Here is a 14,470-nt window from a genome sequence, read left to right on the forward strand (position 1 = left end):
CAAGCGTCCGATGGAGTGGAAAACCGCTACCCTCGCGGCGTGACAGACGCGCACGACACCTGGACCGCACCGGTCGCGGAAGGCCCGCTCGACGCGGACATCCGTGTCCCCGGCTCGAAGTCGATCACCAACCGGGCCTACGTCCTCGCCGCGCTCGCCAGCGCGCCGACGCGGGTGCGGACCCCGCTCGACTCCCGGGACGCGCGCCTCATGCTCGGCGCCATCTACGCCCTCGGCGCCCACTCGCAGGGCAGCATCGGCGGCTACCTCGTGCATCCGCTCGGCCCCGGCCGCGTCCATCCCGACGAGACCGTCCGGGTGGAACTCGGCAACGCGGGCACGGTCGCCCGGTTCACCCCCGCGCTCGCCGCGCTGGGCACCGGCCCGGCGCTCTTCGACGGCGACGAGGCCATCCGCCGCCGTCCGATCGGGCCGTTGCTGAAGGCGTTGCGCGACCTCGGTGCCCGCATCGACGACGACCGCCGCGAGGCGCCGCCCTTCACCGTCCACGGCGAAGGCGGTCTGCGGGGCGGCAGGGTCGATCTGGACTCCTCGGCGTCGAGCCAGTTCCTGTCCGCGCTGCTGCTCGCCGGGCCGTCGTTCCAGCAGGGTGTCACCGTGCGCCTGGTGGGCGGCCAGGTGCCGAGCGAACCGCATATCGCGATGACGGTCGAGATGCTCCGCCGTTTCGGGGCCACTGTGGAGCGTGAGGGCACCGAGTTCCATGTCGCGCCGACTCGGCTTTCCTGCCCCGAGTACATCGTCGAGCCGGACCTCTCGACGGCGGCGCCGTTCGTCGCCGCCGCGATCGCGACCGGCGGCACGGTGCGGATCGCGGGCTGGCCGCAGCGGACGACGCAGCCCGGGGACTGGCTACGCAGCCTGGCGCCCGTCTTGGGCGCCACCGCCGAACTCGACGCGGCGGGCCTGACGGTCACCGGCGGCGGCACGATCCCCGGCGTCGAACTGGATCTGCACGACGTCGGCGAGCTGACGCCGGTCATCGCGGCGCTGCTGTGCCTCGCCGAGGGACCGTCGGTCATCTCCGGGGTGGCGCATCTGCGCGGCCACGAGACCGACCGGCTGACCGCGCTCGCCACCGAACTGTCGTCGCTCGGCGCCGACGTCCGCGAGACCGAGGACGGTCTGCGGATCACGCCGGCGCCGCTGCACGGCGGGAAGTTCCACACCTACGACGATCACCGGCTGGTGATGGCGGCCGCGGTGCTCGGACTGAAGGTCGAAGGGGTCGAGGTGGAGAACCCGGGGACGGTCGGGAAGACCTTCCCCGGATTCGCCGAGGCCTGGACCTCGATGCTCGGCTAAGCGAGCCCGCCGGCGAACGGGGTCGCCCGCCACTGGTCGATCATCGGTTTCATACCGTCCACCAGCATCGGCAGGTCGGGCGCCATCGACAGGCACGCGACCACCTGGAGCAGGCCCAGCGCCTCGAAAGTGCGCAGCACGCCTTCGTCGACCTCGCGCAGGCCGAGTTCGGCGGCGGCGGCGTTGTAGGCCGCGATGCCTTCGGGTCCGTTGAAGGCGAGGTCGCGTTCGATCGGCCCGCGGTTGACCAGTTCAAAGTCGGAGTACAGCTCGCCTTCGGTGGTGACGATCAGGTTGTAGCCCGGCGCGTCACCGTGGACGGGCTGCACGGTGGCGTTCGGGAACGCCTTGGCGAAGGCCTCCTCCGATTCGAGCAGCGGCCGGAAGACCTCCCATTCGCGGCGGGCACGGTCGAGGTCGGCCGGGTCGAGCAGGTCCGGCCTGCCTTCGAGCTGGGCGAGGCCGTCGGGGATGAACGGGTCGAGCCCGTTCAGGAAGGCCAGCTCGCCGGGATAGTCGCGAAGCGCGGCGTGCAGCTTCGCGACGAGCTTGGCCGAGTGCTCCACGGCGAGGTTCGCGTCCTCGACGAACTCGATCAGCTCCCAGAAGGTCATCGAGAAACCGTCACGCTGAACCGGTTCCGCCGGCACCAACGAGCTCGGCTTGACGACCGGAAGCCCCTTCTCGCCGAGCCAGGTGGCGACGGCGAGTTCGCGCCGCTGATCGGTCAGCTGCGTCTCCGGTGTCGTCGTGCGCGGCAGCACGGTCGGCACCCGCACGACGACCGGCGAAGGCGCCAGCCGCACGATGACGGAGAAAACGTCGTACAGAACCTCGGGTTCGGTGACGGTGATACCCAGGTCGCGGCCCGCGGTGACCGCGGCGGCCACCGCCCGCGCGGTGCGGGCGGCCCGTTGTTCGTCGGTGATCATGCCCGCGAGTCTGACATGTCCGTTTCAGCCCGCGGAGCGTTCTCCGTCATCTTCGGGGAACAGCGTCTTCAACGTCACGTCGCGGTTGACCCGCACATGCTCGACGGCGTGGGCGCGCGCACGGTCGGCGTCACCCGAGGCGATCGCGTCGTAGAGGCGGCGATGCTCGTCGAGCAGTTCGCCCCAGTGCTCGTTCTGGCTGGTCAGCCAGCGCAGCCTGCCCTCCAGCGGGCGGAGGATCTCGTGCAGCAGGCCGTTGCCGGCGAGCGCGACGATCTGATCGTGGAAGCGGGTGTTGAGCAGGGTTATGCGGGCCGGGTCGCCGCTCTCGGTCGCGCGGGCGGCGTCGGTGAGCAGCCGTTCGAGCGTGCGGAGTTCGGCTTTGCCCGCCCGCTCGGCGGCCAGCCCGGCGGCGAGTCCTTCGAGCGCCTCACGGACGTCGAACAGCTCCTCGACGTCGGCCCTGGCCAGCTGGCGCACGACGATCCGGCGGGGCGACTGGACGGCGAGGAACCCTTCGGCCTCCAGGCTGCGGATGGCTTCGCGCACCGGCACGCGCGAGACGCCGAGATCCTCGGCGAGTTCGCGTTCGACCAGCCTGTCCCCCGGCTTCAGCCGTCCGGCGAGGATACGTTCACGCAGCTCGTCGCGGACCCGCTGACGGGTCGCGGCCAGCGGCTGACGCTGTCCTTCCTCGGCCACCTGACCCCCTCTTCAACACTGCCGTAACAGCTCGTAACCCGAGTTTATCGGCAGAAACCTTGACGACGGGCCACCGCGGGGTGATATTTGGGATGCCAAATTTTGGGATACCAAATCGACCGGACTCCCCGTCGATCGGAGGCCCGCATGACCGCCGCCCCAGCAACCCGGTCCGAAGCGCCTACCACCGAGAACGCCGATCCCCGGCTCTGGAACGAAGACCTCGCCCCGGCGAAAGAACGCCGCTGGAAGGTCTACGACATCTTCGCGCTGTGGATGTCGGACGTGCACAACCTCGGCAACTACACCTTCGCGGCGGGCCTGTTCGTCCTCGGGCTCTCGGCGTGGCAGGTGTTCACCGCCCTGCTGACCGGTTTCGTGCTCATCTACTTCGGCATGAACCTGATGGGCCGGATCGGCCAGAAGACGGGCGTCCCCTTCCCTGTCGTCGCCCGCATCAGCTTCGGCACCTTCGGCGCGAACCTGCCCGCGCTGATCCGCGCGATCATCGCGATCTTCTGGTACGGCATCCAGACCTATCTCGCTTCCGTGGCCATCACGCTGCTCGTGCTCGCGATCGATCCGGGGCTGAAACCGTTGACAGAGGTGGGTTTCCTCGGCCTACACGCGCTCGGCTGGATTTGCTTCATCGCGCTGTGGCTCGCCCAAGCGCTCGTGCTCACCCGCGGCATGGAGGCCGTGCGCAAGTTCCAGGACTGGTGCGGTCCGGGCATCTGGGTCGTGATGATCGCGCTCGCCGCGTGGATCCTGGCCGCCGCCGACTGGAACATTTCCTTGACCAGTAACCCGAAGGCACTGTCCACAGGGGAGCAAGTACGGCAATGGTTCGGCGCCGTCGGCCTGATCCTGTCCATCTACGGCACCCTGATGCTCAACTTCTGCGACTTCTCGCGGTTCGCCCCGAACCAGAAAACGGTGCGGCGCGGGAACTTCTGGGGTCTGCCGATCAACTCGACGGCGTTCGCGCTGCTGTCGGTGCTGGTGACCGCGGGCAGCCTTCAGGTGTTCGGCGAGGCCATCACCGACCCCGCCGAACTGCTGGCCCGCATCGACAACACGCCCGTGCTGATCATCGGCGCGCTGACCTTCGCGATCGCCACCATGGGCGTGAACATCGTCGCGAACTTCGTCTCCCCCGCCTACGACCTGGCCAACATCTGGCCGAAACGGATCACCTTCACCATCGGCGGGATGATCAGCGCGGTCGCGGCGTTGTGCGTGCTGCCGTGGAAGCTGTACTCGTCGCCCGCGGTGGTCAACTACTTCCTCGGCGGCCTCGGGGCCTTCCTCGGCCCGCTGTTCGGCATCATGATCGTGGACTACTACCTGGTGAAACGCGGCCGGGTCGACGTGGACAAGCTGTTCGTGGCCGGACCCGGTTCGCCGTACCACTACAAACGCGGATTCAACCCGCGGGCGATGGTCACCTTCCTGCCCACGGCGGCGCTGTCCGCGATCATCGCGCTGGTGCCGTTCTTCGCCCCCGCCGCGCCGTATTCGTGGTTCATCGGCACCGCTTCCGCCGCGGCCCTCTATTTCGTGGTGTCGCGTAAGCAGCGGGTCGCGTGATGCGGATCCTGGTCACCAACTGCAACACCACCGAGGCGATGACCAAGGAGATCGAGGCGGGTGCCCGCGCCGCCGCGAGCCCGGGCACCGAGATCCTGGCCAGAACACCGTTGTGGGGCCCGGAATCCGCCGAGGGCTGGCTGGACAGCTTCCTGAGCGCCGCGGCCGTCCTCGACCTTCTGAACGGGCTGGACGAGCCCTTCGACGCGCTCGTGATGGCCGGTTTCGGCGAGCACGGACGGGAAGGCGCCAGGGAACTGCTCGACGTCCCGGTCGTCGACATCACCGAGGCCGCCGCGCATCTGGCCTGTCTGCTGGGAAGACGCTACGGCGTCGTGACCACATTGGACCGGACGTGCGGGCTCATCGAGGACAGCCTGCACGCCGCGGGCGTCGCGCAGAACTGTGTCGGCGTCCTCGGCGCGGGGCTCGGCGTCCTCGAACTGACTGACGAACGCCGGACGGAATCCGCTCTGCTGACCGCCGGACGCCGCGCCCGCGACGCGGGGGCGGAAGTCCTGGTCCTCGGCTGCGCGGGAATGACGGGACTCGATCGCCGGATCTCGGCGATGCTGGACATCCCGGTGATCGACGGCGTCGCCGCCGCCGTCCGCCTCGCCGAATCGCTGGTGGCCCTGAACCTCAAGACCAGCCGGGCCGGTTCCTACGCCCGCCCACTCCCGAAAACCCGCCTCTGGCCCCGCATTTAGTCCTCTGAATGCGGTCGGGTCAGTTGCCGGCGGCGGCGATCCCGGGGGCCGGGGCCTGCGCGTTGCCGGCGATGCCGTAGCGCCCGGCACCGCCTTCGAGCTGCTCCCGCAGGGCCATGATCGTGGTGACCCGGCCAGCCGCGGTCTCCGCGTTGTCCACGGTGGACAGGATGGAGGTCGACGAGGTGTCGGCACGGACGACACCGATCGCGCCGGTGCCGTCGGCGGATCCCGCGTCGCCCGCCAGGACGGTGCCCGCACCGGAACGGTCGAGCTGCGCGGCGAACCGCGCGATGGTCGACGCGCGGTCACCGGCGCCGTCTCCGGTGTACTTGGAACCGGTGAGCACGATCGCGAGCTGCGCGGGCTTCACGTCCCCGCCGGTCTTGAGGAATCCGCCGTCGGTGAGCCCGCCGAGCGCGGCCGCCAGCTCCACCGGGGTGGACTGCGGCTGCGCGTTGTCCTTGTTCAGCAACGCCACGGAGCCGATCAGCGCGCCCGCGAGGGTGCCGGGGTCGCCCGCGGTCGGGAACTGGACACCGGCGGGCTGAAGACGCGACACGACGTCACGCAGCTGATCCGACCGCATCGGGTCGGAGAACGCCTCGGTCAGCTGGATCTCACCGGTGACCGAGGCACCGGCCTGCCCGACGAGCTGCTTGAGCGCGTCGCGATCCGCGGGCTTCGCGTCCTCAGTGGTCACCAGCACCACCGAACGCTTGTCCAACTGCCCCGCGACGACCTTCGGCCCCATCGCGCCGGCGAACGCGTCCGCGTCGCCGAGCCTGGCGTTGAGCGAATTGCGCTGCGCCTCCAGATCCGCGACCTGGGAACCCAGATCCTCCTTCTGGCTGGCGAGACCCGATAGCAGGGAACCGTTCAGCGCCGTCGATCCGAGCACCACGCCGATGGCGAGCGCCAGGAAGCAGGCGGCGATGGAAACGATGTGGTACCGCAGTGAAATCACGTGAAGAGTCCCTTGCCCCAGGCGATGAACGAGTTCCAGGTGTCGCGGATCCAGTCGAGGTACACCGAACCCACATCGGACACCAGCAGCGCGGCCGCGACGGCCACCAAGGTCGCGACGACCAGCAGGACGATGGCGCCGATGGACACCCGGCTGCGGTGCAGGGTCGCGACCGCCTTGCCGTCGACCAGTTTCGTGCCGAGCTTGAGCCTGGTGAGGAACGTCGACGGGTTCGACCCGGACCGGCCGTGGTCGAGGAATTCCCGCAGTGTCGCCTGGAATCCGACGGTGACCACCAGGCTCGCCTCGTGCGCGTCGGCCAGCAGCAGCGCCAGATCCTCGGCGTTGCCCGTCGCGGGGAAGGTGACCGCGCCGATCCCGAGGTCCTGGATGCGCTCGACACCCGGCGCGTGCCCGTCCGGCTGGGCCGGGACGACGACCTCGCCACCGCTGCGCAGCGTCTCGGCGCCGATGCCGTGCGGGTCGCCGACGATGACGTCCGGCTGATAACCCTGCGCGCGCAAGGTGTCCGCCCCGGCATCGACACCGATCAGGACCGGCCGGTGCTCGGAGATGTACTTCTTCAGCTTCTTGAGGTCTTCGGCGTGCCCGTTGCCGCCCGCGACCACGAGAGCGTGCCGATCCCGCAGCGGGACACGGATCTCCGGAACGCCGACGCCGTCGAGGATGAGACTGCGTTCCCGGCGGAGGAATTCGATCGTGTTCGCGGAGAACGCCTCCAGCTGGGTGGACATCCCGGCCTTGGCCTCGATCATCTGGTCCGCGACGCTTTCCCGCGTCTGCTGGACACCCGAACCGAGCTGGCGCTCTCCGATGTAGACGACGCCCTCGTGCAGGCGGAGTTTCGTGCCGTCCTTGACCTTGCGCAGCAGTTCGCCGCCGACCGAATCGACCAGCGGGATCCCCGCCTCGAGCAGGATCTCCGGGCCCAGGTTGGGGAACCGGCCGGAGATCGACGGCGAAGCGTTCACCACCGCCGCGACTTCGGCCTCCACCAAGGCATCGGCCGTCGAGCGATCGAGGTCGAGCTGGTCGAGGACGACGATGTCGCCCGGGCTCAGCCGGCGGAGCAGCTCACGCGTACGCCTGTCGACCCTGGCGACGCCGGTGATCCCGGGGAGGGTCTCTTGGTTACGCGAGAGCAAGCCGGTGAGCTTCATGCGACCGATAGTGACAAATCCGCGCGGCCTTCTGCGTCCGCCACGCCGATGGAAACACGCCGATTAACCCACACCGGATCGGGCCACCCGGTCGTGACAGGGACTACTTCGCCTTCTTTCGCTTCCCGCCGCGACGGGCTTTGGGCTTGTCCGGCGCGCTCTTGTCGGCCTCGGCGACGGCGAGCAATTCCTCCGCGTGCGCCCGGCCGGTTTCGGTGCTTTCCATCCCGGCGAGCATGCGCGCGAGCTCGACGACGCGCTCCGACTGTTCGAGCACGCGCACCCCGCTGCGGGTCACCCCGCCGCTGGTGCCCTTGTCCACCACCAGATGCTGATCGGCGAACGCGGCCACCTGCGGCAGGTGCGTGACCACCAGGACCTGGTGACTACGCGCCAGCCGCGCCAGCCGCCTGCCGATCTCGACCGCCGCGCGGCCGCCGACCCCGGCGTCGACCTCGTCGAACACCAGTGTCTGCACGGTGTCCGCGTGGGCGAGGACGACCTCGATCGCCAGCATCACGCGGGAGAGCTCACCGCCGGAAGCGGCCTTGTGCACCGGAAGCGGCGGAGCACCGTTGTGCGCCCGCAGCAGCAATTCGACGTCGTCGACGCCGTCCGGCCCGGCGTGCACGAGCCTGCCGCCGACCTTCACCGCGTGCGCGTCGCTCTCGTCGACGGTGCGCCGCTCGACGGTGATCTCGATCTCGGCCTGCCCCATGGCGAGCCCGGACATCTCGGCGGTGATCGCCTCGGCGAGTTCGGCGGCGGCCTCGACCCGCGCCTCCGACAGCGTGAGCGCGTGTTCCGCCAGGGTGACGGCGAGTTCGTCGCGGCGTTTGGCCAGCTCGGCCAGCGCCTCCTCGGAGGTGTCCATCGTGGACATCCGGCGGCGGGCGTCGTCGGCCCAGGCGAGCACACCGTCCACGTCCGCCGCGTACTTACGGGTGAGCCGCTTCAGATCGGCCTGGCGCGCGAGCACCTTCTCCAGCAACGCGGGATCGGCGTCGAGCGTCTCGAGGTAGCTGCCCAGCTCGGCGCCCACTTCGGACAACAGCACCGAAGCCTCGTCCAGCCGGGGGCCGAGCTCACGCAGGACGGCGTCCTCGGAACCGGTCAGGTGGCGGCTCGCCTCCCCGATCAGCCCGACCGCGCCGGGCGCGTCCGGGTCGCCGTCGGGCGAACCCGAGACGGCGGCCTGCGCGGCACTCGCGGCGGACCGCAGTTCGTCGACCGCGGCGAGCCGCTTGATCTGCTCGGTGAGCTCGGTGTCCTCGCCGGGCTCCGGCGCGACGGCGTCGATCTCGGCGAGCCCGTGGCGCAACAGGTCGGCCTGCTGGGCCATCTCGCGGGAGCGGGTGGAGCGCTCGGTCAGCTCGGCGACGACGGCGAGCCATTCGTCCCGGACCGCGCGGTACTGCTCGAGCGGCTCGGTGACGGCCTCACCGGCGAACCGGTCGATCACCGCGCGCTGCTCGGCGGGCCGCAGCAGCCGCAGCTGATCGTTCTGCCCGTGGACCGCGATCAGCTGCTCGGACAGGTCGGCCAGCACACCGACCGGCACCGAACGGCCGCCGAGGTGGGCACGGGACCGGCCGTCGACCGAGACCGCGCGCAGCGCGATGACACTGCCGTCCTCGTCGACCTCCGCCCCGGCGTCGGTGACGATCCGGGTGGCGCCCTCGGCACCGCCCAGTTCGAATCGGCCTTCCACGAAGGCCTTCAGCATTCCCGTCCGCACCTTGGACACTTCGGCTCGGCCGCCGGAGAGCAGGTGCAACCCGCTGACGACCATCGTCTTGCCCGCACCCGTCTCACCGGTGACCACGGTGAAGCCCGCGTGCAGTTCCAGCAGGGCGTCCTCGATGACTCCGAGGCCCTGGATGCGCATCTCGGCCAGCACGACGCCCACCGTAGCGGCCCACCCCGACCATTCCCGCACCCGGCACGTCATGAAAGGGCCGTTCAAGACAGAAATTGTCCTGAACGGCCCTTTCATGACATCCGTCAGCGGGCGTGCCGCTCCCGCCAGCCCTTGATCGGCAACGAGAACTTGTGCACCAGCCGGTCGGTGAACGGGCCTTCCCACAACCGGACCAGGCGCACCGGCACCCGCCCGCAGGTGACCCGCACGGCCGCGCCGGCGGGAAGATCGAAGGTCCGCGATCCGTCGCAGGTCAGGACCGCGGGCGAACCGTCCGGATCGATGGCGACGGTGATCTCCGAGTCCCGCGAGACGACCAGCGGCCGCGAGAACATCGCGTGCGCGTTGCTCGGGACCACCAGCAGGGCCTGGACGTCCGGCCAGATGATCGGCCCGCCCGCGGAGAACGCGTACGCCGTCGAACCGGTCGGAGTGGCGCACAGGACACCGTCGCAGCCGAAGGACGACACGGGCCGCCCGTCGACCTCGATGAGCGCGTCCAGCACCCGCTCACGCGAGCTCTTCTCGACACTGGCCTCGTTGAGCGCCCACGTGTTGACGGTCTCTTCACCGTCGACGGTGACGACGACGTCGACCGTCATCCGCTCTTCGACCTGGTAGTCGCCGTCGACGGCCCGCTGGACGGTGTCGGCGAGCTTGTCCGAATCGGCCTCGGCCAGGAAGCCGACGCGGCCGAGGTTCACGCCGAGCACCGGGACCCCGTTCGGCCTGGCCAGTTCCGCGGCCCGCAGCAGCGTGCCGTCACCGCCGAGCACGAACACCAGCTCGGTGCCGGCGGCCGGATCCTGCTCCGGCGCCATGACCGTGCAGGGCGCGCCGATCCCACCGTCCGCCTCCAGCATCTCGCGGACGTCCTCGTCGAGGACCCGCAGCCGCACACCGGCCTTGGCGAACCGGGCCGACACCTCGCGTGCCGCGTCCCGGGTCGCGTCCCGGTCCGGGTGCACGACGAGCAGCACCTCGCGATCGCTCATTGGGGTCCCTCCAGGACTGCGGTCCGGACGAGCCGCTCGGCGTCGGTGCCGGCGGTCTCCCCCGCCCCGCGGGTAAGCCAGACGAAGTATTCGACGTTCCCGGACGGCCCGGGGAGCGGGCTCGCCACGACGCCGCGCAGGCTCAGGTCCAGCTTCTCGGCCTCGGCGAGCACGCCGAGCACCGATTCGGCCCGCAGCTCCGGGTCACGGACGACGCCGCCGCTGCCGAGCCGGTCCTTGCCGACCTCGAACTGCGGTTTCACCATCGGCACCAGATCCGCGCCGTCCCGCGCGCAGGCGGCCAGCGCGGGCAGTACGAGTTTGAGCGAGATGAACGAGAGGTCCCCGACCACGAGGTCGACCTGCCCGCCGAGGTCCTCCGGGGTCAGGTTGCGGACGTTCGTCTTGTCGAGCACGACCACGCGGTCGTCGGTGCGCAGCCGCCAGTCCAGCAGGCCGCGGCCGACGTCGGCGGCGATCACGGTGGCGGCGCCGTTGCGCAGCAGGACGTCGGTGAAGCCACCGGTCGAGGCGCCCGCGTCGAGGCAGCGCTTTCCTTCGGTGGAAAGACCTTGCGGGGTGAAGGCTTCGAGCGCGCCGAGGAGTTTGTGCGCGCCGCGGGAGGCCCAGCCGGGATCGTCACCGTCGCGCACCACGATCGGCGCGCCGGACTCGACGCCGGTCGCGGGTTTGGTGGCCACCATCCCGCGCACGGTGACCTTGCCCTCGGCGATCAGCGTCGACGCCTGCTCCCGGGACCGGGCGAGACCCCGCCGGACGAGCTCCGCGTCCAGGCGGGCGCGTTTGGGCACGCGGTCAGACCTTGTCGATGGTGGACAGCGCCACCGTCAGCTCGGTGTGCACGGCCTCGAACCGGTCGACGTGCTCCGAGAGCGGAAGCGCGGTGAGGTCGTCGAGACCGGCCACGGCTTCGTCGATGCCGGCCCGGGGATCCGTGTCCTGCTGCGCGAACTGGTCCGGCGGCGGTCCCGGCACCGGCGGCGGGCCGGGAACCGGGGGTCGCGGAACGGGGTGGAAGTGGTCTTGCACCCCACCAAGTTAGCAGCGCTGGTCAGGCGAGGCGCAGCTCGCCGAGCGCGGCGCGGGCGGTGTCGCCCACACCACGGACCTCGGTGATCCCCGACTCCCAGGCCGCCGCGCACAACGCGCGCAACAGGTCGAGGGAGTCGCCTTCACCGTCGGCTTCGAGCACGTCACCCTGTGCGGTGACACGCCAGCCGTCCTTGGGCCCGATCTCGAGCAGCTCCGCCCGGCTGCTCAGCCCGGACAGGTCCGCCGCGAGGTAGCGCGGCCGCTCCTCGGGCCTCGCCGCGATGAGGGACGCCGCGTCGGCGACACCGGTCAGGACGCACAGCGCATCGATCCCGGCCGCGACCGCGCCCTCGATGTCGGTGTCCAGCCGGTCGCCCACGACGAGGGCACGCTCCGCGCCCGCGTCCCGCGCCGCCGTGGAGAAGAGCCCGGGCGCCGGCTTGCCCGCCACCAGCGGTTCGACGCCGGTGGCGTGGCGCAACGCGGCCACCATCGACCCGTTGCCCGGCAGGAGACCGCGTTCGCTGGGCAGGGTCGCGTCGACGTTGGTCGCCACCCATAGCGCGCCCGCGCGGATGGCGAGGCACGCCTCCGCGAGGGCGGCCCAGGTGTTCTCCGGGGAATGCCCCTGGACCACGGCGGCCACGTCCGGACCGGCTTCGCGGACCGTCTCGAGGCCGACGGACTCGACCTCGGCTGCCAGCGAGTCCGTGCCCACGACGAGGACCACCGCGCCCTGAGGCAGCCGCTCACCCAGAAGGGCGGCGGCGGCCTGAGAGCTCGTGTGGACCTCTTCGGGGGTGGCGGGCAGTCCGAGTGCCTCCAGGTGCGCGGAGACCTCCACTGGCGCCTTGGAGGCGTTGTTGGTCACCCAACGGACCGCCGTGCCGTGGTCCCGGAGCGCCCGGAGTGCTTCCGGTGCGCCCGGGACCACTTTGCTGCCGTGATAGACCGTGCCGTCGAGGTCGAACAGGACCGCGTCGTACCCGGCCGACAGGGCGTCAGCCATTCGTGAGCTCCGCGGCGCGCTCGGCGGCGTCGGTCTCGTCCTCCTCGTCGGCCTCGGCCGCGTTCAGGAACCAGCGGATCGCCTCGTCCTTGCGGTCGGCCGCGGCGAGGTTGTCGGCGTAGGCGTAGAACAGCCGGGCGCTCCACGGGTCGCGCTTCTCCGCCTTGAGGTCGTCGCCCTGCAGGGAGACGACGGCGGCGTCGAGCTGACCGAGGTCCCGCCGGGCACCGGCGGCGACGATCGCGAGCTCGATCTGGGTCGCCTTGCTCAGGCGCTCCTTGTCGACCTCCTTCGCGAGGTCGAGCGCCCGCTCCGGACGGCCGATGGCGCGCTCCGCGTCGGCGATGATCGCGATGTGGTCGTCGGTCCGGGTCATCCGGCGGACGGCCCGCAGCTCGGACAGCGCCTCGGACCAGTTGCCCGCGTGGTAGGCGACCAGGCCGAGCGCCTCACGGACGATCGGGACCCGCGACGCCTTGGCCTTCGCGTACTTGGCGTGCTCCATGGCGGCTTCGGGGTCTTCGTCGACGAGCCCGCCGGCCGCCACGAGGTGCTTGCCGACGGTTTCGGCGAGCGCCTTGGGCAGGGTGCGCAGCTCCCGGCGGACGTCCTCGTCGAGATCGGAGAACTCGATGCCCTCGGGCAGCTCCGGAGCCTCGAGCAGCTCACGCGCCAAGGTCTCGTCGTCCACCGGCCTGTCTTCGGTGCGCGGCGAGGACCGGAAGTCCTTGCGGCCCTCGGAGCGGTCACGCTGGGGACGGTCGTCGCGCTTGCGCTCGAACCGGCCTTCGCCGCCGCGCCGATCGTCGTAGCGCTTCTCCGGCCGGTCGCCGTAGGACTTGCGCTCGTAGCCACCACCGCTGGGACGGCGGTCACCCGAGGACGAGCCTCGCCGGTCGCCGTTGTACCCGCCGGAACGGGAACCGCCGCGATCGTCACGGTCGCGGTAGGACGGACGCCGGTCGTCGCCGCCACGGTTGTCGCGGTCGCCGTAGGACTTGCCCTGGGGACGTCCTTCGTAGCGGTTTCCGGAGGGGCGGTCGTCGGACCGGCCGCGGTTGTCCGAGCCGTAGCCGGAGCGGGCCGGGCGGCTGTCGGAACGCTTCTCGTAGCGACCCTCGGAACGGTTGTCGGAGCGGCTGTCCGAACGGTTGTCGTAGCGACGCTCGGGACGGCTGTCGGACGAGCGGTACCCGCCGCGATCGCCACCGCGGTTGTCCCGACGATCGTCGGACCGGTAGCCACCGCGGTCGTCACTGCCCCGGCTGTCCGAGCGGTACCCGCCGCGGTCGTTGCCGCCACGGTAGCCACCGCGATCGCCGCCGCGGTTGTCCCGGCTGTCGCGGTTGTCGGAGCGGTATCCGCCACGGTCGCCACCGCGGTTGTCCCGACGGTCGTCGGACCGGTAGCCGCCGCCCCGGTTGTCGCGGTTGTCGCGACGGTCGTCCGAGCGGTAGCCGCCGCGACGGTCGTTGTCGCGGCCACCCGACCGGTCGTTGTTGTAGCGCGGGCGGTTCTCGTCGCGCCCCTGGCCGCCGCCGAAACGACCCCCGGACCGCTGGTCGCGAGAGCCGTCGCCGCTGCGCGCGGGATAGCTGCCCGAACCGCGGGCTCCGCGGTCGTCACGGCGAGGGCGGCCCTGGTAGCCGCCGTCGCGGCCGCCCCGGTCCTGCCTGCCGCCGGCGGAACCACGCCGGTCACCTCGCTGCGCGTCAGACCGGCCTCCGCGGGGACTGTCGTCCCGGCGACCCGACCGGCCGGACGCGCCATCATCTGAGTCACGTCGACCGAACTCGGACACCTGGCCTCCTGCCACTATTGAAAAGTTTCGATACCGGCCCACCTCAAGGCGGACCAACGGACCATTCTAGTCCGTGCCTGGACATGAAAAGAGACAGGGCCCTGACCGGGGAGAACCTGTTGGGGTTCTCGACCCTGGTCAGGACCCTGTCCTGAAGTTAGTCCGGCGGTGTCCTACTCTCCCACAACCCTTCGGTTGCAGTACCATCGGCGCTGTCAGGCTTAGCTTCCGGGTTCGGAATGGGACCGGGCGTTTCCCTGACGCTATAACCACCGAAACACTA

General features: G+C 70.7%; 13 protein-coding genes and 1 rRNA gene. 3 read left to right on the forward strand and 11 right to left on the reverse strand.

The genetic code is table 11. The features are described from left to right. Positions 1-39: 39 nt before the first annotated feature. A complete protein-coding gene (aroA, locus tag DMC61_RS29460) occupies positions 40-1,326 on the forward strand; it encodes a 3-phosphoshikimate 1-carboxyvinyltransferase (RefSeq protein ID WP_125693077.1) in 1,287 nt (428 codons plus the stop codon). Here aroA and DMC61_RS29465 read toward each other — a convergent pair. Next, complete coding sequence (locus DMC61_RS29465) at positions 1,323-2,258, reverse strand: phosphotransferase (RefSeq protein WP_125693079.1); 936 nt, start codon at positions 2,256-2,258, stop codon at positions 1,323-1,325. The genes aroA and DMC61_RS29465 overlap by 4 nt on opposite strands. Positions 2,259-2,282: 24 nt before the next feature. Continuing rightward, positions 2,283-2,960: a GntR family transcriptional regulator gene (locus DMC61_RS29470; RefSeq protein ID WP_125693081.1), complete on the reverse strand. Its 678-nt coding sequence runs from the start codon at positions 2,958-2,960 to the stop codon at positions 2,283-2,285. Positions 2,961-3,107: 147 nt separating this feature from the next. Here DMC61_RS29470 and DMC61_RS29475 point away from each other — a divergent pair, with 147 nt between their 5' ends. Both DMC61_RS29475 and DMC61_RS29480 read left to right on the forward strand, forming a co-directional pair. Continuing rightward, positions 3,108-4,550: an NCS1 family nucleobase:cation symporter-1 gene (locus DMC61_RS29475; RefSeq protein WP_125693083.1), complete on the forward strand. Its 1,443-nt coding sequence runs from the start codon at positions 3,108-3,110 to the stop codon at positions 4,548-4,550. Then, a complete protein-coding gene (locus DMC61_RS29480) occupies positions 4,550-5,260 on the forward strand; it encodes an aspartate/glutamate racemase family protein (protein WP_037348121.1) in 711 nt (236 codons plus the stop codon). The genes DMC61_RS29475 and DMC61_RS29480 overlap by 1 nt, the downstream gene beginning before the upstream one ends. A gap of 19 nt (positions 5,261-5,279) precedes the next feature. On the opposite strand, the gene DMC61_RS29485 is transcribed toward DMC61_RS29480, so the two are convergent. From DMC61_RS29485 to rrf, 9 genes are all read right to left on the reverse strand, one after another. Next, positions 5,280-6,227 (reverse strand): copper transporter, encoded by a 948-nt coding sequence (locus tag DMC61_RS29485; RefSeq protein ID WP_016335370.1) that lies wholly within the window; start codon positions 6,225-6,227, stop codon positions 5,280-5,282. Further along, positions 6,224-7,408, reverse strand: coding sequence for a putative cytokinetic ring protein SteA (gene steA / locus DMC61_RS29490; RefSeq protein ID WP_037348117.1), 1,185 nt, complete (start codon positions 7,406-7,408; stop codon positions 6,224-6,226). The genes DMC61_RS29485 and steA overlap by 4 nt, the downstream gene beginning before the upstream one ends. A 103-nt stretch (positions 7,409-7,511) precedes the next feature. After that, positions 7,512-9,308, reverse strand: a complete 1,797-nt coding sequence (gene recN, locus DMC61_RS29495) for a DNA repair protein RecN (protein ID WP_037348283.1) — start codon at positions 9,306-9,308, stop codon at positions 7,512-7,514. 104 nt (positions 9,309-9,412) lie between these two features. Next, on the reverse strand, positions 9,413-10,324 hold the full coding sequence (locus DMC61_RS29500; protein WP_072026471.1) for an NAD kinase: 912 nt from the start codon (positions 10,322-10,324) through the stop codon (positions 9,413-9,415). After that, positions 10,321-11,136, reverse strand: coding sequence for a TlyA family RNA methyltransferase (locus tag DMC61_RS29505; protein ID WP_125693085.1), 816 nt, complete (start codon positions 11,134-11,136; stop codon positions 10,321-10,323). Before DMC61_RS29505 ends, DMC61_RS29500 begins: the two co-directional genes overlap by 4 nt. A gap of 4 nt (positions 11,137-11,140) precedes the next feature. Then, on the reverse strand, positions 11,141-11,320 hold the full coding sequence (locus tag DMC61_RS29510; protein ID WP_016335375.1) for a hypothetical protein: 180 nt from the start codon (positions 11,318-11,320) through the stop codon (positions 11,141-11,143). Positions 11,321-11,396: 76 nt separating this feature from the next. Beyond that, on the reverse strand, positions 11,397-12,386 hold the full coding sequence (locus tag DMC61_RS29515; RefSeq protein ID WP_125693087.1) for an HAD-IIA family hydrolase: 990 nt from the start codon (positions 12,384-12,386) through the stop codon (positions 11,397-11,399). Then, the gene (locus tag DMC61_RS29520) at positions 12,379-14,187 is read right to left on the reverse strand and encodes a hypothetical protein (protein ID WP_125693089.1); all 1,809 of its coding nucleotides are present in this window, start codon (positions 14,185-14,187) and stop codon (positions 12,379-12,381) included. The genes DMC61_RS29515 and DMC61_RS29520 overlap by 8 nt, the downstream gene beginning before the upstream one ends. A 160-nt stretch (positions 14,188-14,347) precedes the next feature. Then, positions 14,348-14,464 (reverse strand): 5S ribosomal RNA (gene rrf / locus DMC61_RS29525). Positions 14,465-14,470: the final 6 nt, after the last annotated feature.

Origin of the sequence: Amycolatopsis sp. WAC 04169 (assembly GCF_003947535.1) — a bacterium.
GTDB lineage: Bacteria > Actinomycetota > Actinomycetes > Mycobacteriales > Pseudonocardiaceae > Amycolatopsis > Amycolatopsis keratiniphila.

Coding starts and splice junctions, on each gene's coding strand:
- DMC61_RS29465 (WP_125693079.1), bottom strand. CDS start 2,258: ATGATCACCGACGAACAACGGGCCGCCCGCACCGCGCGGGCGGTGGCC.
- DMC61_RS29475 (WP_125693083.1), top strand. CDS start 3,108: ATGACCGCCGCCCCAGCAACCCGGTCCGAAGCGCCTACCACCGAGAAC.
- DMC61_RS29480 (WP_037348121.1), top strand. CDS start 4,550: ATGCGGATCCTGGTCACCAACTGCAACACCACCGAGGCGATGACCAAG.
- steA (WP_037348117.1), bottom strand. CDS start 7,408: ATGAAGCTCACCGGCTTGCTCTCGCGTAACCAAGAGACCCTCCCCGGG.
- DMC61_RS29500 (WP_072026471.1), bottom strand. CDS start 10,324: ATGAGCGATCGCGAGGTGCTGCTCGTCGTGCACCCGGACCGGGACGCG.
- DMC61_RS29515 (WP_125693087.1), bottom strand. CDS start 12,386: ATGGCTGACGCCCTGTCGGCCGGGTACGACGCGGTCCTGTTCGACCTC.